Raw genomic sequence first — 22462 nt, forward strand, 5'->3', positions numbered from 1 at the left:
CGGGCAGATGCCGGCGGTGACGACTAGCGTTTGGCTAACGCCGCAGCGTTGGCACCTGCCAGAATACCAAAGATGATGATGTCCGCAACCGCGTTACCACCGATACGGTTTGCACCGTGGATCCCGCCGACAACTTCACCGCACGCCCAGGCACCGTGGATTGGCTGTTTATGGCTGTCGAGCACGGCTGTGGTGGTATCAATGGTGACGCCACCCATTGTGTGGTGAACACCGGGCGCGATGCGGATCGCATGGAAAGGGCCCTCGTTCAACGGATGACGCAGCGCGGTCTGACGATCGAAGTCCGCGTCTTTCTGCTGTATCACAAAGCCGTTATAGCGATGCAGCGTTTCTTCCAGCGTCCGGTGTTCCATATTCAGTTTCACCGCCAGCTCGCCTACGGTTGGCGCGCTGATGACAAATCCTTTGGCAATATACTCATCGGCCGCTTTGTTATTCATACGAACCTGCTCATCGAAGACAATCCAGGCGCTTTTCTCCGGCAGTGCAATAATCTGCGCAGAAACTTTATCGCGGGTTTCCATCTCATTACAGAAGCGCTGTCCCGCCTGGCTGACCAGAATGGCCCCACCGCCACGAATAGACTCTGACACCAGATAGGATGTGGTTTGCTCAACCGTTGGGTGAATCTGAATCTCGCCCATATCCACGGTATCTGCACCAATTTTTTGCAGCATCGCAATGCCTGCGCCAGTGGCCCCTTTATGGTTGGTGGTGACAAAGCCATCCAGCTCAGGGCGGTATTTCACCACCATTTCCCGGTTGGCGCTGAAGCCACCTGTTGCGACGATGACGCTTTTCGCATTGAGAATACGGCTGTCGTTGTATTCATCCACCACTTTGACACCGCTGACCGCGCCGTTGTCGAACAAAATTTCCTCTACGGCGGTTTCAAGCAGGACGTCAATATTACGGTTATTGATATTTTTCACTAACCCACTGATCAGGAAGCCGCCAACGGCCGAGCGGTCGGCAGGACGGTGCGTACGATCAATGCTCATGCCGCCGGTGATGGTGATGTCATTCAGTTCGATACCGTGATTGGCCAGCCAGTCAATGGCTTCAGGCGCCAAATCAACGAACTCGCGCAGCAGGGTCGGGTTGTTTTTGTACTTACCGCCCTTGAGCGTTTCCTCATAAAACAGTTCTTTGCTGTCTTCGATACCTTTCAGTTTCTGAAAACGCGTCTCGGCGGCGTTCATCCCTACGGATGCTTTGATCGTGTTACCGCCGATAGTGGGCATTTTCTCAATGACAACCACTTTGGCACCTTCATCATGCGCCTGAATGGCCGCGGCCAGACCGGCACCGCCGCTTCCCACGACCACCACATCATACTGTTGCGGTGCATTGGGATTACCGCCCTCTTCAATCACATGGGCTTTATTTGAAGTGGTCATTGCACGCGATACTGCTTTTTTCAGGGCCTCACTCTGCGTGGTCGCGCCGGTGATAGCATCAACGTGTGGGCTGTTAGCCACCAGAATACGATTACGCAGGCTTTCGAAGGTGGTAGTGAAGTCAACGTCCAGCGTGTCGTCCGGTACCAGCGAGATATCTGTAATACGGTCGGTATCCAGCGTGACGTTGATCTTCAGCTTAAGCGCTTCAGCCTCAACTTTTTCCTGATAAACACCGGCTTTGTATTTGCGTCCCGACTCACTCATATCGCGAATCATGGCGTCAACCAGCGAGAAACGCCACAGCGGTTCAGGGATCAATAACGCTTCACGCTGGTTACTGTCGATGTAAAGTTTAAGATGCTCATTATTGATAATGCGATCTGTCCAGTCGGGATAAGCGATGCAGGCTTTACCAATCGCAACCAGGTCATAGCCTTTTTCCAGCGCTTTTTCCGCATCTTCTTTGTTTACCACACCGCCAACGCCAATGACCGGCACTTTCGCCAGCGTTGGGGACCGCATGTTAATAAACTTCTCAATCAGCGGGGTTGGATCGGTGGTATCAACGATAGAGGGGCGCATAAGCTGCCCAACAGAAAAGTGGACATAATCGAGCCCGCGTGCCGCCAGCTTTTCCAGTAGGTACAGGGTGTCATCGAAACGGATGCCCGGGACTTCAAGTTCTTCAGGGGAAAAACGATAGCCGATGATGAACCCGTTATGTGCAAATCGCGCGGCCATTTTATGGGTAATTTCGAGGACTTCCAGCGGAAAGCGGGCACGGTTATCGCGACTGCCGCCCCATTTGTCATCGCGTTGATTGGAATTGGGTGAGTAAAATTGCTGTATCAGATAGGTGTTTGCGCCATGAATTTCAACGCCATCAAATCCGGCTTTAATGGCGCGGTTAACGGCGTCACCAAATTTAGTGATCATGGTATCCACTTCTTCTGCCGTTAGCGCGCGCGGCGTCGTGGCACCTTCACGAGGTGCGGCAATGGCGCTTGGGGCGACAGGGGTTTTTCCCCCTATCAGCTCAGGCTCAACCATGCGGCCGCCGTGATAGATCTGCAAAATCGCTGTCGAACCTTCCTGCTTGATGGCGTCAGCAATTCGCTTTAGGCCCGGAATTTTGTTGTCGCTGTCGATGGCTATAGCCCCTGGAAACGCGGGACCTTTTGGATCGATAAAACAGCATTCAACAATGACCGTTCCGATGCTGCCAGCACGGGCACGATAATATTCAACCAGTTCACTGGTGACCGTTCCGTCATAAAAACCGGTGCAGGTTGTCATGGGTGCCATGATCAGGCGATTTTTTAAAACCGCGCCACGCGGCAACGTAATGGGATTGAGAATGGGGGTGAGTGTATTCATTGCGATTAACTCCAAAAATTCAAAACTCGGGAATTCTGTGCGGACGCTTTTTTATTAATAAATAAGTGGTCCGATGTCATAACGCTAATATACCAATTATTTTAGTTTCATAAGTTTTAATTTTAGTTTTTTAACTTTTAAATATTTCAGGTTTACTATTTGATTAAAGCAGGATCGTGATGTATATTTATTGTTAATCAATAGTTAAAGAAAATCAATGAGAATTGGGAAATTAAAAATAATACAATAAAAACAATAGCTTAAACATATAATTTTGTTGCTCGCCCTTCCCAAAGTGAAGCTTAAAACCCTTATTCTTGCAGTTTAAATATTTGGCTCTAGGTTATTAATAATTTAGTTGTTAAAAATTTAATCGTATATTTTAACTTACTTGATCTGGATCAATATTCTGTTTTTAATTAATCGCATCATATCCACATGATCTTTTATAAATGCCTCCATCGCACCAGAGGACAAGTTAAAAAATTATAAGGCATCACGGTTTATTCTCATAATTTAGAATAAAGAAGTCCCTATGGACGAATTGCCGGGACGCTGCTCGAATTATCCTTAACACGTAGAAAAATACTATGAAAACACTCTCAAACGTCAAAGAGCCTCCAAAAGCAGCCCCTGCAGCTGCGGGCAAAAATAAAGCACTTATGCTCCTTTTGACGGTTTTGGTCGCCGTCCTGTTGTTACTCGTCCCCGTGCCAGCGGGTCTTGAACCTTATGCATGGCACTTCTTTGCCATCTTCGTCGGCGTCATCGTCGGGCTGATTTTTGAACCCTTGCCCGGCGCAGTGATTGGTCTGACCGGCGTCGTCGTCATCGCCCTGTTCAGCCAGTTCCTGCTCTTTAGCCCGGCAGAACTGGCCAACCCCAAATTTAAAGTGGCGAGTGAGTCATTTAAATGGGCGGTCAGCGGCTTCGGTAACTCAACCGTCTGGCTGATTTTTGGCGCATTCATGTTCGCTGCGGGCTATGACAAGACCCAGTTCGGCCGCCGTCTGGCATTAATTCTGGTGAAATACCTGGGCCGCCGGAGTTTAACCCTCGGCTATGCCATCACCTTCGCGGATTTGCTGCTGGCCCCTTTCACCCCGTCGAACACGGCCCGCAGTGGCGGTACCATTTATCCCATCATTGCCAATCTGCCGCCGCTTTATGGTTCAAAACCCAATGACCCCAGCGCGCGTAAAATTGGATCTTATCTGATGTGGGTTGCTATCACCGCTGCCTGTATCACCAGCTCCATGTTCCTGTCCGCCCTGGCGCCCAACCTGCTCGCCCTTGCGCTGGTTAAAAGCGTCATTGGTTTTGATATTTCATGGGGAATTTGGTTCCTTGCCTTTTTGCCACTGGGCCTGCTGTTGATTCTGACCATGCCGCTGCTGGCGTACTGGTTCTATCCGCCTGAAGTGAAGGTGAATGATGAAGTGCCTCGCTGGGCGATTGCTGAGCTGGAAAAACTGGGTAAGTTGACCCGCAATGAAATCCTGTTACTGGTGTTTGTTGTCTGTGCGCTACTGATGTGGATTTTTGCCACTGCCTGGATCGAACCGGCCATGGCCGCTCTGCTGGTGATTATTCTGATGCTGTGGACCGGGGTACTTAACTGGAACGACATCACCAGCAATAAAGCCGCCTGGAACACCTTTGCCTGGTTTGCCACACTGGTTGCGCTGGCCGATGGTTTAGCCCGCGTAGGCTTTATCGCCTGGCTGGGCAAAGAAGGGGGAATGTTACTGCAGGGATACGATCCTCAAGTGTCGGCTGTGGTGCTGTTGATTGCCTTCTTCCTGCTGCACTACCTGTTTGCCAGTACCACTGCGCATACGACCGCCTTGCTGCCTGCGATGTTAACCATTGCCGCTTCCATTCCAGGTATTAACATGCCCGTGTTTTGCCTGATGCTGTGTACTTCACTGGGTGTGATGGGGATTATCACCCCTTACGGTACCGGCCCAAGCCCTATTTATTACGGCAGCGGCTATTTACCTACGAAAGATTACTGGCGTCTGGGCACCATCTTTGGCGCTATCTTCCTGATTGCTATGATGCTCATCGCCTACCCCTGGATGGTGTGGATGTTCTGATTGTGTCAAATGCAATTCGACGCGTCATACGATAACATGCCAACACTTGCCAGCCTGTGCTTATGGCTGGCAAGCATAATAAACAACTCATTCGCCTTTGATGTTGCTCCTGTCAGCCTGCGTTAACGGAGCCAGCACGTCATTAAGTGAGATACTATGTCGAACAAACCTTTTTTTTATCAGAACCCCTTTCCTCTTGCCCACGAGGACACCGAATACTATTTGCTTAGCCCCGACCACGTTTCCGTGGCTGAGTTTGACGGCCAGTCCATATTAAAAGTAGACCCACAGGCATTGACGCTGCTGGCCCAGCAGGCCTTTCATGATGCGTCTTTTATGTTGCGCCCGGCCCACCAGCAGCAGGTTGCGTCAATTCTGGCTGACCCTGAAGCCAGCGATAACGATAAATACGTCGCACTGCAGTTCTTACGAAACTCCGAGATCGCCGCTAAAGGTGTCTTGCCAACCTGCCAGGACACCGGCACCGCCATCATCATGGGCAAAAAAGGCCAGCGAGTGTGGACCGGTGGCGGTGACGAAGCCGCGCTGTCGCAAGGTATCTACAATACCTATATTGAAGATAACCTGCGTTACTCCCAAAATGCCGCGCTGGATATGTATAAAGAAGTGAACACCGGCACCAATCTTCCGGCGCAGATTGACCTCTACAGCGTGGACGGTGATGAATACAAATTCCTTTGCATCGCCAAAGGCGGCGGTTCCGCCAATAAAACCTATTTGTATCAGGAAACCAAAGCACTGCTCAGCCCCGGCAAGCTGAAAAATTATCTGGTCGATAAAATGCGTACGCTGGGTACTGCGGCTTGTCCTCCCTACCATATCGCCTTTGTCATTGGCGGCACCTCTGCCGAAAGTACACTGAAAACCGTCAAGCTGGCATCGACTCACTACTATGATGGTTTACCTACAGAAGGTAACGAGCATGGTCAGGCGTTCCGTGATGTTCAGCTTGAGCAGGAGTTACTGGAAGCGGCGCAGCAGCTTGGGCTGGGAGCACAGTTCGGCGGCAAATATTTTGCACATGATATCCGCGTAGTGCGTTTGCCTCGCCACGGCGCATCCTGCCCGGTTGGCATGGGGGTTTCGTGCTCCGCTGACCGCAATATCAAAGCTAAAATCAACCGCGAGGGTATCTGGATTGAAAAACTGGAAGCCAATCCTGGGCGTTATATCCCTGAAGCACTGCGCAAGCAAGGTGAAGGCGAAGTGGTTCACATCGACCTGAATCGCCCGATGAATGACATCCTTGCCCAGCTTTCGGAATACCCGGTTTCGACACGTTTGTCCCTGACCGGGACCATCATCGTTGCGCGTGACATTGCCCATGCCAAACTAAAAGAACGCATTGATAACGGCGAAGGCTTGCCGCTGTACATTAAAGATCACCCTGTCTATTATGCGGGTCCGGCCAAAACACCGGAGGGTTACGCATCTGGCTCACTGGGCCCGACGACGGCAGGCCGCATGGATTCGTATGTCGATCTTCTGCAGGCAAATGGCGGCAGCAAAGTCATGCTGGCAAAAGGTAACCGTAGCCAGCAGGTCACCGATGCCTGCCACAAGCACGGCGGTTTTTACTTAGGCAGCATTGGTGGTCCGGCTGCCGTTCTGGCGCAGCAGAGCATCAAGAGTCTGGAGTGCGTGGAGTATGCCGAACTGGGGATGGAAGCTATCTGGAAAATAGAGGTCGAAAATTTCCCGGCCTTTATCCTGGTGGATGACAAAGGAAATGACTTCTTCCAGCATATCGAACGTGAGCACTGCTCGCGCTGTGTGAAATAAACACGCGGCGGTAAACATGATGAAACGGCCCCGTTACAGGGGCCGTTTTTTATCATCGTTGCAGACGGAACATGGCGTCGCTTATGCTTTCGTCGCCTTCGGTCAGCTCAATAATTTTGCGCGAAATTTGCGGTGTTTCGACCAGAGCCACCAGCGTGGCGGCCACATCCTCACGCGGGACCGACCCGTAAGGAATGGCAAAATCTGCACGTACGGTGCCGCGCCCCGCCACATTGGTTAGCGTACCGGGACGAAGAATCACCCAGTCGAGTTGGCTTTCGACCAGGCGAACATCAGCCAGCCGCTTCACGCGCATGTAATTTTCGAAACCTTCAGATGTCTCTTCGCCACGTGCGGCATCCGGGAAGACTGAAACCAGCAAAAACCGCTTCACACCGGCCTTTTCGGCTGCGGCAACCGCCAGGGACAACCCCTCGCCGTCAATGGCGTTGGTCAGCTCAATACCCGCGCCTCCCGCACCAGCGCTAAAAATCACCACATCGTGGCCGGCCATTTCCTGCGCCAGTTGATCCACGGTCAGCTGCTGGAGATCCCCCGCCACGGGAACCGCTCCGGCGGATTTAAGTGCTTCGGCCTGCTCAGATTTACGATGCAGTGCAGAAACCGCATGTTGCTTAGCGCTGAGCTGTTTCGTCAAATGAGAGCCAACGTTGCCCGCCGCGCCAATAATAAAACATGTCGTCATCGTCCTGCTCCTTTGAAAAAGTCAGATATCAGTATAGACATTAAGCGCAGCGGTAATGAGCGCCCGTCGGGGCGCTCCAGGACATGATTAAGGAATGATTTTCTCATGCTTCAGCTTATCGAAAAGCTGAGTGAAGGAATCCAGAGTGCTCCGGTAGCCGGTAAAGCCCGCCTTGCGACTTTTACTCATATCGGTGAAGGCTTCCATGGGTCGCCCCAGATCCGCGTCGGTGTGCCACCATGAGGCCAGACGCGTGATATCCTGTTCACGCAGGTTTTCACGCTGAGCAAGCGCCTGCCATACGCTGGCCGCCTCCTGCATACGCCCGTCAAGCGGCATCATTTTCGCCGGATAAGCGGCAGCCTCAAGACCAAAATATGCCGCCAGTTTTGGCCACATCCAGTTCCAGCGGAAAACGTCACCGTTTACCGCGTTGAAGTCCTGATTTGCCGCGGCCGGGCTGGTCGCCGCCCACTCAAGTTGCTCAGCCAGAAGACCGGCGTCGGTCATATCCACCACGCCATTCCATTGCTCGGGTGAGCCTGGGAAGATAAACGGCCAGCCTTTTTCTTTACATAAGGTGGCGTAAACGGCCAGAGTCTGCCCCATGTTCATGGCATTTCCGAGCGCATAACCAATGATGGTATGCGGACGGTGGACGCTCCAGCGATAGCCATATTTTTCGGCACCAGCGAAGACTTCATCCTCCTGGGCATAATAGAAGTTGTCTACCGGCTGACGACCCTGCTCTTCGCGGAAGGGCGTGACCGGCACAGCGCCTTTGCCGTAAGCTTCAAATGGCCCCAGATAGTGCTTAAGGCCCGTCACCAGCGCCACATGTGCGCCCTGGAGGCGTTCGCCAAGCGCTTCAATAACGTTGCGGATCATGCCGCCATTGACGCGGATATTCTCTTTTTCACTGTCCTGGCGCGCCCAGACGCTGAAGAATACTGCATCAGGTTTGACCGCTTTCAATGCCGTTTTTACCGCTTCAGGATCGGTTAAATCTGCGGTGAGGTTGCTGCAGCCCTCAGGTACCGCGCTGCGGCCACGTGACAACCCGCTGACCTGCCAGCCTTCGTTATTTAGCCTTTCTGCTAACGCTCGACCAATCACACCACTGATTCCAACAATCAAAGCCTGCTTTTGCATGTTAATTCTCCTCTTTTTGCGTAATGCTAAGCGTAATAGAGAATTTCATTCCTATTTTGGGTAATAATTCACATCATTATCAACCTGAGTTCATCAATCATGCACGATCAGCGTCTTAAAGACATTGTTCCTTTTGTGGCCAGTGTAGAAAGCGGGAGTTTTACCGCTGCGGCTGCCCGTTTACATGTCACGGGTTCTGCCATCAGTAAAAGCGTTAGCCGACTGGAGATGCGACTGGGCTCGCGCCTGCTCGAACGCACAACGCGAAAACTGCAACTGACGGATGCGGGCAGCGCCTATTACCAAACCTGCTTACGCATCATGGAAGAGCTGGCCGAAGCAGAAGCCGTCCTGGCTGCGCAACGGATTATTCCTTCCGGCCGTCTGAGACTGGCCGTGCCGCATACTTATGGTCGGCTGAACGTGATGCCGTTGCTGATTCCGTTTTGTCAGCAGCATCCCGAGCTTGAATTGAGAATGAGTTTTTCAGATCGCTTCATCGATCTGTTTGATGAAGGCATTGACGTTGCGGTCAGAATTGGCGGCTCAGATGATTTACCCGCATCAATGGGCTGCCGTCATATTGGTCGTGAACGCATGGTGTTTTGTGCCTCGCCAGCGTGGCTGGAACGCGAAGGAAGGCCGCAAAATGAACAGGCACTCATGCAGCATCGGGCCATTCTGTATGAACGGGCCGATAACACGCCAAAACCCTGGTTATTTAGTGGTAAAGACGGTCATTCGTACTGGCGGGACGTTCCCTTTCGCATGGCGCTGGCTGATGTGGATGCACAACTACAGGCAGTAATTGCCGGATTAGGCGTTGCACAAATGCCCTCGTGGCTGGTACAGAACGCCGTTGACAGTGGTGAACTGGAAATCTTACTGCCGCAGCAGCAACCCGAGGGGCTGCCACTCAGTGTGATTTGGCCCCGGCGTAAGCAGCTTCTGCCTAAAGTGGATGTTTTATTAACCACGCTAACGCAGTTAACCATTCGTTGATTGCGAGAGAATTTAATCGCTTTTTCACAGGGTGAGTAATGGAATATGGCGGATAATATAACGTCATTATAACGTTTATGCCTGTGCTGCCAGAATCGGATGGGCAGGTTAGGTCATAATATTTCAGTACTTTCTGGTCAACCCAATGGTGTTTATAACGGAGTGGCGCTAACGTAGAGGCATTCCAATCCGCTCAGGCGTAGGGACAAAGGCGATATGGCAGCAAGGGCGGTGAGCGTTAAAAAAATCAAAGGTTGTGAAACGTTGCCGGTACCTGAAAGTGAACGGCTGCGTTTATGCTAAGTCTGCTCTTTCGCCTGATGGTACTGACTATAATGGCACTTACGCTGGCGGGATGCGCACGCTCAGATGCATTATGGGCGGTGACAGACAACGTTTGCATGGTGAACTATCACTACACTGGCCACCCGTCACCCTGTCAGCAAATCTATATTCCAGAGGGCAAACGGCAGGGTTTTAGCATTATTCAAAACCCTCGTTATCCCTATCATTTCATTCTGGTTCCCACGATTCCGGTATCCGGTATTGAAAGCCCGTGGCTATTCATGCCTGGCCGTCCAGATTATTTCGGCTACGCCTGGCTGATGCGTTATCAGTTGATGTCTCAATACGGCAGGCCTGTGCCGGAGGACATGCTGGGCATGGCAATCAACTCGGCCTGGGGCCGCAGTCAGAATCAGCTACATATCCACCTCACCTGCCTGCGAGAAGATGTTTACAGGCAGTTAAGGGCTGAACGTCCCTATATTCAAGATGCGTGGCATCCCCTGCCCGATAAGCTCTTAACGCATACTTATTACGCTCGCCGTGTCCTTCAACCTACAGCGATGGGCATTTACCCTATCGCATCCGTTGCTCACTACTTTCGCCTGACGCCGCCTATGCTGGCTGAATATGGCGTCGCGTTAGTGCCGACAACGTTCTCGGGTGAAAAAGGGTTCATCCTGCTGGCAACCCGTCGCGGCTGGGATAAAGGCAATCGCGCCTCCGTTGAGTCTTTACTGGATAAGCGATGTGACATTCTGGGTTCGGGATCCGCAAAACCCTTACGCTTTAGATAATTAACTCACTTATGTAAAATGCGCTGAACCAACGCCCTCAACGCCTGATGTTCCCGAGGATGATGAAAATAGTGTTCGGCTCCTTGCACCGTCGTCAGTACCGCTTTGTGGCGGTGTGCAAAGGTGACAACCGCACTGAAATCGGCAATCTGGTCCTGGCTTGCAACCATAATATTCAGGGACAAGTTTTCTCCCGAAACCCGGTGCTATTGGACATACGCAAGATAATCGGCTCGAAAAACCGTGCCGTCAGAAGCAATGATGACCTTCTCGCGATTGAGCCGGGTTTCATCAACATCAGCCTTGACCATCATTTTTCTGATGAGACTGTCGAGATCGATAACAGGCGAGAGAAATAATGCCTGAAATATTTTTATTTTCTGAGCTGCAATCATGCTAAAACTGGCACCAATGCTGCAGGCAAATAGTGCCGTTGCACTGAATCGTTTCTGAGCATAAGCAAGCATGATTTTAATGTCATCAACGGCTTGTGCTACATGGCATTCAGACTCTACATGACGCCTTTCACCATGAGCAGGAAGATCGAAACTCAGTATGCTATATCCCGCTTTCACAGCCTCAGATGCCAGAATCTCAATGCACTGATCTTCTTTATGGGAAAAATAGCCATGTACGGCAAGGATAAGCTTACCGCCTGCCCGATTACCCCAGTGAACGCAAGGAATGCCCTGCACATGGCTTCGTGTGTTTAACATAGGGCTTCGCCTTCTTCAGCCTCTCACGTCCTCTGAGTCTAACCGGGCTCACAGCAGAAAATTTTGATTCTGGAAAGTCTTAAACGGGACAGTTGTCGACACCGCCAGAGAATGTGGACAACAGTGTGGCCCTGCATGGATACCTCTCACCACAGAACGGCCTTAAGACCTCACCGCCGCTAGACCAGATTACATAAAAAGTGAATTTTTTCATTTTGTAACTTTAACGTTGTGTTACTTGGTATTTTTGCTGCCATGATTCATTGCGTTACTTATTGAAATGTGTTGGTCACCCAAACCTTACTATTGCTACAGGGAAAATCACATGTCACAACGGTCACTTCAGGCACTGTGTCTGATGAGTTTTTTTCTGGCCGACGTCAGAGACGGTCTGGGACCGTTTTTAGGTATTTTTCTGACAGAACGCCACTGGAGCCCGGATGAAATAGGCCTGGTCATGACCTCAGGCGGCATTGCAGGGCTCCTCTCAACGTTGCCCGCAGGCGTGGTGGCGGATGCAACGCGCTATAAACGTCTTGTCATCCTGACAGGATGCATCGTGATTACCGTTGCGACCTTATTACTCTGGTACAGCAACCAGTCCTGGACGGCGATCATTTCACAGATCGTTGCCGGTATTGCTGCCGCCTTTATTGGCCCGACCGTAGCAGGGATAACGCTGGGCCTGACGGGGCAAAAAGGGTTCAACCACCAGATGGGGCGGAACGAGGCTTACAACCATGCCGGAAACACCCTGGCGGCTGTACTGGCAGGATTCGCAGCCTGGAAATGGGGGCTCGGCGCCGTTTTCATTTTAATGATGATAATGGCCGTCTTTGCCGCCATCGCGACGTTGGCGATACGTGGAGAGGATATCAATCATGAGGTTGCCCGCGGATTAGAAGACAATCAGTCTCAAAAGCCGACTCTGAGCCTGTGGATCCTGGCGCGCAAACCCGCACTGCTGGTAACCGGTCTGACTTTACTGCTGTTTCATCTGGCCAACGCCGCACTGTTGCCCATGCTGAGTATGCGCGTTGCCTCATCAACCGGGCCAGATGCGGTCGATCCCGGTTTGTATGCTGCGGCAACGGTTGTTATTTCTCAGCTGGTGATGATCCCTGTCGCGATTTACGTTTCACGCCGTGTGGATAAAATTGGCTATCGCTATTTGATCATGACGGCCCTGTTAATGATGCCGCTTCGGGCGCTTATTGCGGCAGAATTTCCAGAGACGCTATTCGTTATTCCAGTCCAGGTGCTTGATGGCATTGCGGCAGGAATACTGGGCGTTGCCGTGCCTGGCTACATTGTCTCCCTGCTGCGCGGCAGCGGGCACGTTAATGCGGGCCAGAGTGTGGTGATGCTAATGCAAGGCGTAGGTGCCTCCATGAGCCCGGCGATGACGGGGCTGATTGTGGCTCGCTATTCCTACAGTATTGCCTTTAGCGCATTGGGTTGTATCGCCCTGGTGGCCTTACTGCTGTGGTGGAGCACCGGACGAACGCCGGCGGCTGAACCGGCATAATTAAGGGTAATCTGCCAGCAATCTCACGCTGGCGGATTCTGGTTTGCCCCTGAATACCGCATGCAATAGGCGAATCCGCCATCCTGAATACCGTTTAAAAGGGACTCAGGCACCATCAAATGTGCCAAAATGTAAACAAAGGTAAAAAATGATTTATGTCTATCTCACTTATTAATCACTCTTTTTTCCTGATTACTTGCAAAAAATTACATTCATGTACTATGTTTTCTCGCTGCGGTTAAGAACGCTCTATCATTAATGTCACTGGCCTCTTATAGCTTTCTCTTCCTTTATTTCCGTTAACCTCGCTGACTGGCTGCGAAAGCTATAGGTCGTCTTCATTTAAGTAGTTTGAGGAAAATATGGATACAAACCGTTCATCGTCACCCAGGCCTAAAAAACATTTCTGGAATAAAAAGCAAAAAAAACTCACGGTTGATGACATAACCGTTATCGATAATGACATGTTAAAACGCGCTGTCGGTGCCGCCGCATTGGGTAATGCCATGGAGTGGTTTGACTTTGGCGTCTACAGCTACCTGGCTGTTATCATTGGTAAGGTCTTTTTCCCCGATGCCAATACGGCAATTCAGTTGATCGCGACCTTTGGTACCTTTGCAGCGGCGTTTTTAGTCCGCCCACTGGGCGGTCTGGTATTCGGTCCGCTGGGTGACCGAATCGGACGTCAGAAAGTGCTGGCCATCACCATGATCATGATGTCGATAGGCACATTTTGCATCGGCATCATTCCATCCTATGCCTCAATCGGCATCATGGCACCCATCCTGCTGCTGGTGGCCCGACTCGTTCAGGGATTCTCTACCGGTGGCGAATATGGCGGTGCAGCAACCTTCATCGCAGAGTATTCGACAGATAAACGTCGTGGTTTTATGGGAAGCTTTCTGGAGTTCGGTACATTAGGCGGCTACCTGCTGGGTGCCTGTCTGGTGACCGTAATGACGAGCTTTATCTCATCAGAAGCCATGATGTCCTGGGGCTGGCGCGTGCCCTTCTTTATTGCCGCGCCCCTTGGCTTGTTCGGCCTGTATGTGCGTTTGAAACTCGAGGAAACACCGGCTTTTAAACAACATATGCAGAAGCAGGAGGAGCTGGAGCAGAGTAAACCGCGCCTGACGCTCTTCAAGATGTTAAGTAAGCACCGCGTGCCCATGATGAAGTGTATCGGGCTGGTCTTATTGTTTAACGTTTCCAACTACATGCTGACCTCGTATATGCCCAGCTATCTTACCGGCGTACTGGGTTTACCTGAGCTCAGCGGGCTGCTGCTGGTAATGATCGTGATGTTTGTCATGATGCCGTTAACGCTGATGTGGGGCCGCTGGACCGATCGAATTGGTCGTCGCCCGGTGATTGGTTTCGGTGCAGTGGGCCTGATCCTGCTCGCTATCCCCAGCTTTATGTTGATCGGTTCACATAATATGTGGGCAGTCTTTGCCGGCCTGCTCATACTGGGTATTCTGCACACCTGCTTCAGTGGCACCATGCCCTCAACGCTACCCGCGCTTTTTGCCACTGATATTCGTTACAGTGCACTGGCGATCGGCTTCAATCTTTCGGTTTCACTGTTTGGCGGCACCACGCCTTTACTTACCGCATGGCTGGTTGATACCACGCAAAATACCATGATGCCGGCGTACTACATGATGGTTGCAGGGGTGGTGGGATTACTGACGATTCTGACGGTACGTGAAACGGCCCGTAAGCCCTTAACCGGCTCTTCTCCTGCTGTCGCAAGCGAAGCCGAAGCCCAAAGCCTGATTAATAAAATGGACAGAAAGGCTGAATCCGATCGACCCGCGCCAGCTGACGCGAAATAACCCGCCGTTTTCATCCAAAACACCCTGTCCGCAGGGTGTTTTTTTATGTGTACATTCAGTCTAGTCATTACCAAACCGGGCCACCGTGCTGGCCGCACCCAGGGCATGTCCTTTGAGTTTCTTCAACAGCTCGTCATGAGTCAAACCCGGTTCAAGCGCAGAGGGTGCAAGATCCGTGGCAATCAGCACGAAGTTATAGTGGTGAATGCCTGAACCGACAGGCGGACAGGGGCCGTAGTAATGGGCGGTGCCCGGTGAGTTTTTCCCACCCGTGTAACCTTTCCCCGTTGTCAGTTCACCCTGAGCAAAAGCACTGCGTTCAGAAGCAATGTTGTAAGCCACCATATGACTCACCCCGAGACCTTTAGCCCCCACGGGATCGGTCATCAGTAAGGCAAAGCTTTTGGTACCGGCCGGACTCTCTGACCAGTTAAGTTCGGGTGATACGTTTTCGCCGGTACAGGCCGCATTACTTTTATTCGCACCGGCAAATTTTTTATCTAACAAGCCATTATCGCTGAAGTCTTTCGACTGCAGGGTTAAAGCCAATGCAGCAGGACATAAAAAGATTAACAACAGATAAGGAAATTTTTTCACCTGATACTCCTGTGTTATCGAGAGGTTATCCTGGGACGAGAGCGAAATTCATCCAATCCACAGTGAAACAGTATATGTCTCAAAACCCGACAGAGAAGTGAGACAGGAGCCCACAGAAGAGAGGAGAAGAGAAATAAAAACGGCAGTTCGCCAGGGGCGACAGGCCTTAAGGATCGGCCTGTGAAGGGGAATAAGGCTTATTTTACTGTCATCTTTCAGGGTGAAATCGCCAGTATTTAGCGCCAGATTGCCGGTAGCAAACCGGTCTGACGCCTTTTTTTTATTTACACAAAAGGCCTGATACTTGATCTGAATCACAAAAATCCGCATGATCTGCATCAAACATTTAAACAGGTATTGAGGCAAAAATGACACTTTATCAACACATGCTGGTCTTCTATGGCATTGTTGCCTCGGTAGCGGCACTCATCACCTTCTTTATCGCCAAAGACAAGCTCAGCATCAAACTGTTGAGTGCTTTTCTGGTTGGTGCAACCTGGCCTATGAGTTTTCCGGTAGCATTAATGTTCGCGCTATTTTGAAATTTCTCTCCTGTAGGTCAGATACATCGCTACCTGCTGGGCGGTCTTCACACTGCAATAAGACACCTTCACCAGACAATTTTGCATAACCTTCCCTTGGCGCAACCGCTGCCCTGTACTGTTCTGCAAAACCCGCTTTTTCTTGCAAGCGATGGCTGCAATCATCGCCACAGCGTGCCGTTCCGATAGACGCCTTTTGTCATACACCGCACTCACTGACTTGCTGACGTCGCAAGATACCTGTTTTGGCAGCGCGCGATCGCCCGCTACCGAAAGGGAAAATCGTAGGGTAACAGACTGAACCTCGTGAAGTTTTTACCCCACCTTTATTGTGAACCCTGGTGTGTTATTTCAGCATAACGGGCCGTCAGTTGCTTCAGGTGCATTTCCAGTTGAGACCGGGCAGCGGCAGGTAAAGGTTCGCCCGCAGGATGTTGTGACAATGCCCGCAGTTGCTCTTCAACCGGTATGGATTGGTTAAAGGACTGCATAGTGGAAAAAACCACTGATTTCAGCTCGCTGACCCGTTTCAAGAATGATTGCCGTCCGACCTCAGGCCAGATTCCTAGCGTTAATATCTGCGCAATTTCGCCCTGCTCACTCAGGCCCGATCGTGCGTTGCATTGGCCTCCGCCTCACTTTGTTGCTGCTTTGCCAGAGTCCGGGCGAGAAGCGTTGAATACAACGGCGTTCCGCCGAAATATTGCGCGGACAGGGTAGCCCCAAGACAGGTAATAATCATTGGCAGAATAAGCTGATAATTATTCGTCATCTCCAGCACCAGAATAATGCCGGTCAAGGGTGCGCGTACCGAGGCCGCAAATAACGCCCCCATGCCCGCAACGGCAAAGGTTGCCGCTTCAAGATGATACGCCGGAAACATCGCAACACAGAGTTGACCGACGCTGATGCCGAGTAATGTGCCGAGCGTCAGCATCGGCGCGAAAATACCGCCTGGCGCCCCGGATGCGAAACACAGCAAGGTGGTCAGCGCGCGAAGAAAAAACAGGGAGAGTAAAGCGGCGGAGGTATATGTACCGGCTGAAAAGTCGGGAATTAACGTAATACCGCCAGTGACGGCCTGAGGCAGTACCAGCCCCAGCAGACCGCATAATCCGCCCAACACTGCACCGCCCAGCACCCAACGCGAGGTTTGGCCCTTGTGAAGAGTCTGAAACAGATCCTGCAGCGTGAATATCAGACGATTAAAGGCCACACCGCAGCCACCAAATAGAATCCCTAACAGCAAATATAACCACAGGGTTTGTATCGGCGCATCTTTCAGTTGCCCGATGTTAATGATGGGTTCGTTACCGTTCAGCGCGCGAAAAACAATGCTTGAGGTAATGACCCCAACAAACACGGCTTTGATAGAAATAAGGCTAAAGCGAAACTGCAGGCGCATTTCTTCAATGATGAACAGAATGCCTGCCAGCGGGGCATTAAAGGCGGCGGCCAGGCCTGAAGCAGCACCGGTAGCCAGAATAGTATGACGGGATTCAGAAGACCGCATGCGGAAGATATCCAGACACATGCGTCCAATGTTACCGCCAATCTGAACTGTCGGCCCTTCTCGCCCAAGCACCATGCCCGAGCCCAGCGCGCCCAGCCCCCCAACGAACTTCACCGGTAAAACTCGCCACCAGCGTACGGGCCTTAACTCCTCCAGCGCACCTTCTATTTCAGGAATGCCCGATCCACCCGCTTCAGGCGCAAATCGCCTGACAAGAAAATAGCCTGACGCTGCCAGCCCTGCGGAAAAAATAAAGGCAAACAAGCCCATTAACAAGGCATTGTTTTCAAACTGGCTCAGCCAGTGGAGGCGGGAATGTATGACCCAGCTTACCGCTCTGTCGAATGCCACCGCCGTCAGGCCTGTTAATACGCCCACCAGCGCGGCGAGCAGTAATAAGGCAACCGGCGTTTTATCTCGCCGAATAAGATATTGTAACAACCGTAGCCGACGGGGGCGAAAAAGACCGGGTCGGTTTGAGACAAAAGCGCGCATGCCTGACCTCAAAATTAGCGTGCTGAACAGCACCAACAATGCAAATTAAATCCAGAGGTTATCGCATCCCCGCCATAATTCCTCGCTTTTATTTATCTCCGAATTTTACTAAATCAGCAACCTGCTGCTGCATAAGGGATGATGTGGGGTAATCATCATGCCTGATAAAATTTCAGGCCTCGTCTGGCAATTTTATCTGCAAGCCATTGATTTGCAGCCTGAGGACGCTCATCATCCTGCGCCATCAACGATCTTTCTGGAGACGCGTGTGTGACCACTCTCAGTAATTCACTGCTTGAAGCCGTTCTTGAGCAGGTCCGTCCGTTAGTTCATCAGGGCAAAGTCGCTAATTACATTCCGGCGCTGGCTGACGTCGCGGCCGACCATCTGGGTATAGCGGTCTGTTTACGTGATGGCACAGTTTTTCAGGCAGGCGATGCTGAAACACGTTTTTCGATCCAGTCCATTTCGAAAGTGCTCTCTCTCACCGTCGCGCTGACGCGTTATGAGGATGCGGAGATATGGCGGCGAGTGGGTAAAGAACCCTCCGGTCAGCCTTTTAATTCGCTGGTTCAGCTTGAACTGGAGCAGGGAAAACCCCGTAATCCCTTTATTAACGCCGGGGCGCTGGTGATCTGCGATTTGCTTGAAACCCGGCTGACAGCACCGCGTCAGCGTATGCTGGAAATAATCCGTCAGCTCAGTCAGCAATCGGATATTCAGTACGATCGTCACGTCGCCCGTTCTGAATACGAACACTCTGCCCGCAACGCGGCTATCGCCTGGCTGATGAAGTCATTTGGTAATTTTGACAACGACGTCACCAGCGTTATGCAGACTTATTTTCACTACTGCTCATTGTCCATGAACTGTATTGAACTGGCTCGCAGTTTTATTTATCTGGCTAATCAGGGAAAAACCCTGGATGGCGCGTCCCTGATTTCGTCCCGCCAGGCGCGGCAGATCAATGCGCTAATGATTACCAGCGGTATGTACGACGGGGCTGGCGAATTTGCCTGGCGGGTGGGCATGCCCGCCAAATCCGGGGTTGGCGGCGGTATCATTGCCGTCATTCCCGGTGAAATGAGCATCGCGGTCTGGTCACCCGGATTGGATAGCGCGGGCAATTCGTTAGCCGGCACCGCCGCGCTGGAGTGCCTGACTGACAAACTCGGCCGTTCGATATTCTGATTCAGCTCACGACATTCACGGGCCGGTTTTGCTCAAATCCCGCCAGGTTCACCATGAGTCCCTGAAGCAGATTGTGCATGCCGCTGTTACTCGCCCAGGCAATGTGCGGTGTCAGGAGAAGATTGGGGATATCGGGCTGGAGTAGAGGGTGATCCCGCGCAGGGGGTTCACTGCTGAGAACGTCCAGCGCTGCACCGGCAAGGGTGCCATTCCGCAGGGCATCTGCCAGTTGCGCCTCGTGAATTAGGCCGCCCCGCGCGGTGTTAATCAGCAACGCCTGGGGTTTCATCTTTTCCAGCGTCTCGCGATCGATCAGATGACGGGTTTGCTCGCTAAGAGGGCAGTGCAGTGAAATGATATCGCTGGAGGCCAGCATCGCATCAAAGCTGACATAGCCGTCACGGATCCTGCTGCTGTCTTTGCGTTCGGCATAAAGCACACGCATTCCCAAGGCCTGTGCCAGCCTGCCGACTGCGCTGCCGATGTCGCCCTTTCCAACAATACCCAGCGTTGCGCCAGCAATATCCTGAATCGGCGCCCGGTGCAGGCAAAAATGAGAGGATTCAGGCCAGGAGTGACGCGTGCTGTTGGCGTATTCCACGATCTGGCGCCGCAAGGCAAAAATAAAGGCTATCACCCCTTCCGAAACACTTTGCGTTGAGTAACCCGGAATGTTGCTCACCACAATGCCACGTTCTTTGCAGGCTGCAATATCAATGCAGTCATAGCCCGTTGCCGTGACACAGATGTATCGCAGGTCGGGGAGCTGTGCCAGCGTCGCCGCACGTAAGGGCACCTTGTTGGTGATGGCAATGGTCGCCCCCTTTAGCGCTGTAACGATCTCGTCTTCGGCCGTGTCCGTTCGAAATTGCCAGTCACTACACCAGGCGGGCTGAGTCGGTGGCAGGGGCAATGTGTCGCCATCGAGTGTTACGATTTTCATTAGATCTCCTTTATTACGATATCACCGACAAATAATGTTATTCAAATGTACGGCATGAGTAACGATAAAGTTAATTTCAAAGCCAATTTGAGTGAAGGTGTTCAAAAGGTGCGACTTTCGATGGCTTAAATGCCATTTTTTTTAACCCTTTTATCTCCGTCGCGTTACACTGCCGCCCTGAAATTGTGAATAACTATCCTGTTCTGATAATGAAATCCACCCGCTGTAAACAACAACGACTGAGCGCCTGTATTGCGATACTGGCTGTAATGCTGTTGTTTATTGCACCTGTGGTATCAAAAAATCTTGCTGAACGCCATGATGCGATGACGATGTCAGGCATGAGTGCGGATATGCCGATGATGGATCATCACAGCGATATGGCGATGACCGATCACAGTATGATGAACGACGGCCTCGCCTGCGGTTATTGCGATCTGCTGGTGCATGTTCCGTTAATGTTGTGGGTATTTATTCCCTTCATCTGGTTGATCTGCCTGACCTGTCGCGCTCCTCCGCCCCGGCACATTGCGCGCCTGGCGTTACCGCGCCTGAACGGTATTTATCGACCCCGCGCACCACCGTTGCCCCGGTTGTTTATTTCCTTGATGTGATCTTTTCTTCTTACGCCATGGCGCAGGAGGAAAAGCCCGGTATTCTGAAAATATGGAATCGCTATGACTTTTTCACGGGAAAACAATCTTCCTCAACGCGGGGCGATGTTGAATGTTCTTCGTCGTTTACATTTTTATATTGGCCTGTTTATTGCGCCCTTTATTTTTGTTGCGGCATTAACCGGCACGCTGTATGTCATTACGCCGCAGTTAGAGAACCTGATTTATAAAGATGCACTCACCACCAACGCCCAGGGCACTGCAAAGCCGCTTTCCGATCAAATTAGTGCGGCTAGGCGTTATGCCGGTAATGCCCGGATTTATGCCGTAAGGCCCGCTCCGGGCAAACACGACACGACGCGTGTGCAGTTTTCAGAGCCGCAGTCAGGCCCTTCAGAATCACGTTCTGTTTTTATCGACCCTTATACGCTCGCTGTAAAAGGGGACATGACGGTTTATGGCACCAGCGGCGTATTACCTCTTCGCATGTGGCTCGATCAGGTTCATCGCGGTCTGCTGCTGGGCGATGTTGGCCGTAATTACAGCGAACTGGCGGCGTCATGGTTATGGGTTGCGGCACTGGGTGGCATTCTGCTGTGGCTGGGGACGCGTCCGCGGCGCAAAGTCAGACAGCCGCGTTCTGGCTTTTTATTAACGCGTTCCTGGCATATTACGCTCGGCTTAGTCCTGTCCCTTGGTCTGGTCTTTTTCTCGGTAACGGGATTAACCTGGTCACAGTGGGCAGGCAGTAATATTGATAAAATGCGCAGCGATTTTGGCTGGTTGACGCCTCAGGTCAGAACAGCGCTAAATGGCGATGCACCGGTGGTGGCTGCCGATCCTCATGCCGAACATCATGCCACGATGGACGGTATGGCAATGGGCGGCACCCTGCCCAGCATGCCGGGTCATAAGACCGACAAACCCGTTATCCTTAATCAGCCTGATGCTGACTGGGACAGGGTTGAGGTGGCCGCACGTAGCGCAGGTATCAAGGCGGCAAAAATTGAATTACGCCAGCCGAAAAGTGCCGGTCAGGCATGGACAGTGAGTGAGATCGATCGCCGCTGGCCAAGTCAGGTCGATTCGGTTTCCGTTAATCCTGATGACTTCAGCATTGTCGATCACGTGGAGTTTGCCCATTTTCCGCTGGTCGCGAAGCTGACACGCTGGGGCGTAGATGCACATATGGGCGTGCTGTTTGGCCTACCGAACCAACTCATCCTGGCGCTGTTTGGTACGGGGTTATGTGCGATGATCGTTCTGGGTTATCGCATGTGGTGGATTCGCCGCCCGGCATTACCGCAGGCCAATCCCGCGCAAACGCTGCTGGCAGCATGGCAGGTCTTACCGCGCTATCAGCAGGGGGCCAGCCTGATCCTGGCTCTCGCATTCGGTTATGCGCTGCCGTTGATGGGCGTGAGTTTACTGGCCTTCTTACTGCTTGATATCCAGCGCTGGCGGAAAGCACAGCGTGCTTCACGTCAGGAGGTTGTCACGCCGCTGGATAAGCAGTCTCCATTGGCGATTGTTCAATCCCGATTTGCCGTTAAGCGTAAAGAGATGCGTTATTTCCTGCGTAGCGTGGTCATTTTGGCAATTATTGTGGGAACCGTTATGGCACGCGCCATGGTGAGTGGCGTAATTGAGCAATACAATATTCCGTTCAGCGACTGGACGATAATGATGTATATCACTCAGGCCATGATGATTCTGCTTTATACCACCGTATTTACCGGCTTAATGTCGATTCCACTCTGGTATTTTTTCCTGGGTGAAAGTGACGAGCAGGGCAAGTAATAAAAAATGCCCGCATTATGCGGGCGTTTGATGAATCAAA

18 protein-coding genes and 1 pseudogene are annotated in these 22462 nt (G+C 51.8%); 10 read left to right on the forward strand and 9 right to left on the reverse strand.

The genetic code is table 11. The annotated features are described in order from the left end of the window. Positions 1 to 23 precede the first annotated feature (23 nt). Complete coding sequence (locus NYE92_RS00650) at positions 24 to 2801, reverse strand: flavocytochrome c (protein WP_259018362.1); 2778 nt, start codon at positions 2799 to 2801, stop codon at positions 24 to 26. A 590-nt stretch (positions 2802 to 3391) separates the two neighbouring features. On the opposite strand from NYE92_RS00650, the gene NYE92_RS00655 reads away from it, so the two are divergent. After that, positions 3392 to 4900: a DASS family sodium-coupled anion symporter gene (locus tag NYE92_RS00655; RefSeq protein WP_116584854.1), complete on the forward strand. Its 1509-nt coding sequence runs from the start codon at positions 3392 to 3394 to the stop codon at positions 4898 to 4900. A gap of 156 nt (positions 4901 to 5056) precedes the next feature. After that, a complete protein-coding gene (fumA, locus tag NYE92_RS00660; protein WP_259018365.1) occupies positions 5057 to 6703 on the forward strand; it encodes a class I fumarate hydratase FumA in 1647 nt (548 codons plus the stop codon). Between the two features lie 52 nt (positions 6704 to 6755). Here the strand turns inward: fumA and NYE92_RS00665 are convergent, their stop codons facing one another. Beyond that, positions 6756 to 7409 (reverse strand): SDR family oxidoreductase, encoded by a 654-nt coding sequence (locus NYE92_RS00665; RefSeq protein ID WP_105082620.1) that lies wholly within the window; start codon positions 7407 to 7409, stop codon positions 6756 to 6758. An 87-nt stretch (positions 7410 to 7496) separates the two neighbouring features. Next, entirely contained in the window at positions 7497 to 8561 is a 1065-nt protein-coding gene (locus NYE92_RS00670; protein ID WP_014333237.1) for an SDR family oxidoreductase, read from the reverse strand. A gap of 99 nt (positions 8562 to 8660) precedes the next feature. Here NYE92_RS00670 and NYE92_RS00675 point away from each other — a divergent pair, with 99 nt between their 5' ends. Further along, positions 8661 to 9563, forward strand: a complete 903-nt coding sequence (locus NYE92_RS00675) for a LysR family transcriptional regulator (protein ID WP_013027955.1) — start codon at positions 8661 to 8663, stop codon at positions 9561 to 9563. A gap of 296 nt (positions 9564 to 9859) precedes the next feature. Further along, positions 9860 to 10645 carry a CDP-diacylglycerol diphosphatase gene (locus NYE92_RS00680; RefSeq protein WP_014604678.1) on the forward strand — a complete coding sequence of 262 codons (786 nt, stop codon included), beginning with the start codon at positions 9860 to 9862 and terminating at the stop codon, positions 10643 to 10645. A 5-nt stretch (positions 10646 to 10650) separates the two neighbouring features. On the opposite strand, the gene NYE92_RS00685 is transcribed toward NYE92_RS00680, so the two are convergent. Together NYE92_RS00685 and NYE92_RS00690 are read right to left on the reverse strand one after the other, a co-directional pair. Next, positions 10651 to 10830: a hypothetical protein gene (locus NYE92_RS00685; protein ID WP_105079898.1), complete on the reverse strand. Its 180-nt coding sequence runs from the start codon at positions 10828 to 10830 to the stop codon at positions 10651 to 10653. Positions 10831 to 10851: 21 nt separating this feature from the next. After that, positions 10852 to 11361, reverse strand: a complete 510-nt coding sequence (locus tag NYE92_RS00690) for a lysophospholipase (protein ID WP_246871536.1) — start codon at positions 11359 to 11361, stop codon at positions 10852 to 10854. A gap of 325 nt (positions 11362 to 11686) precedes the next feature. Here NYE92_RS00690 and NYE92_RS00695 point away from each other — a divergent pair, with 325 nt between their 5' ends. Both NYE92_RS00695 and proP read left to right on the forward strand, forming a co-directional pair. Next, positions 11687 to 12889 (forward strand): MFS transporter, encoded by a 1203-nt coding sequence (locus tag NYE92_RS00695; RefSeq protein WP_014598266.1) that lies wholly within the window; start codon positions 11687 to 11689, stop codon positions 12887 to 12889. A gap of 362 nt (positions 12890 to 13251) precedes the next feature. Further along, the gene (gene proP, locus NYE92_RS00700) at positions 13252 to 14727 is read left to right on the forward strand and encodes a glycine betaine/L-proline transporter ProP (protein ID WP_013027960.1); all 1476 of its coding nucleotides are present in this window, start codon (positions 13252 to 13254) and stop codon (positions 14725 to 14727) included. A gap of 60 nt (positions 14728 to 14787) precedes the next feature. Here the strand turns inward: proP and NYE92_RS00705 are convergent, their stop codons facing one another. Then, on the reverse strand, positions 14788 to 15324 hold the full coding sequence (locus NYE92_RS00705) for a YbhB/YbcL family Raf kinase inhibitor-like protein (RefSeq protein WP_013027961.1): 537 nt from the start codon (positions 15322 to 15324) through the stop codon (positions 14788 to 14790). Positions 15325 to 15692: 368 nt separating this feature from the next. Here NYE92_RS00705 and NYE92_RS00710 point away from each other — a divergent pair, with 368 nt between their 5' ends. Beyond that, a complete protein-coding gene (locus NYE92_RS00710; protein ID WP_014333244.1) occupies positions 15693 to 15866 on the forward strand; it encodes a GhoT/OrtT family toxin in 174 nt (57 codons plus the stop codon). 326 nt (positions 15867 to 16192) lie between these two features. Here NYE92_RS00710 and NYE92_RS00715 read toward each other — a convergent pair. Beyond that, positions 16193 to 16390, reverse strand: a pseudogene (locus NYE92_RS00715) (VasL domain-containing protein); the annotation flags it as partial. A 77-nt stretch (positions 16391 to 16467) separates the two neighbouring features. Next, positions 16468 to 17886, reverse strand: a complete 1419-nt coding sequence (gene clcA, locus NYE92_RS00720; RefSeq protein ID WP_024471503.1) for a H(+)/Cl(-) exchange transporter ClcA — start codon at positions 17884 to 17886, stop codon at positions 16468 to 16470. Between the two features lie 258 nt (positions 17887 to 18144). Between clcA and glsB the strand changes: the two genes are divergently transcribed. Then, positions 18145 to 19065 (forward strand): glutaminase B, encoded by a 921-nt coding sequence (gene glsB, locus NYE92_RS00725; protein WP_014598235.1) that lies wholly within the window; start codon positions 18145 to 18147, stop codon positions 19063 to 19065. A gap of 1 nt (position 19066) precedes the next feature. On the opposite strand, the gene NYE92_RS00730 is transcribed toward glsB, so the two are convergent. Continuing rightward, positions 19067 to 20008 carry a D-2-hydroxyacid dehydrogenase gene (locus NYE92_RS00730; RefSeq protein ID WP_105083222.1) on the reverse strand — a complete coding sequence of 314 codons (942 nt, stop codon included), beginning with the start codon at positions 20006 to 20008 and terminating at the stop codon, positions 19067 to 19069. Positions 20009 to 20217: 209 nt separating this feature from the next. Between NYE92_RS00730 and NYE92_RS00735 the strand changes: the two genes are divergently transcribed. Both NYE92_RS00735 and NYE92_RS00740 read left to right on the forward strand, forming a co-directional pair. After that, positions 20218 to 20622, forward strand: a complete 405-nt coding sequence (locus NYE92_RS00735; protein ID WP_259018373.1) for a DUF2946 domain-containing protein — start codon at positions 20218 to 20220, stop codon at positions 20620 to 20622. Between the two features lie 63 nt (positions 20623 to 20685). After that, positions 20686 to 22422 (forward strand): DUF2534 family protein, encoded by a 1737-nt coding sequence (locus NYE92_RS00740; RefSeq protein WP_259018374.1) that lies wholly within the window; start codon positions 20686 to 20688, stop codon positions 22420 to 22422. Positions 22423 to 22462 lie beyond the last annotated feature (40 nt).

Origin of the sequence: Pantoea sp. B566 (assembly GCF_024793925.1) — a bacterium.
Lineage (GTDB): Bacteria > Pseudomonadota > Gammaproteobacteria > Enterobacterales > Enterobacteriaceae > Pantoea > Pantoea ananatis.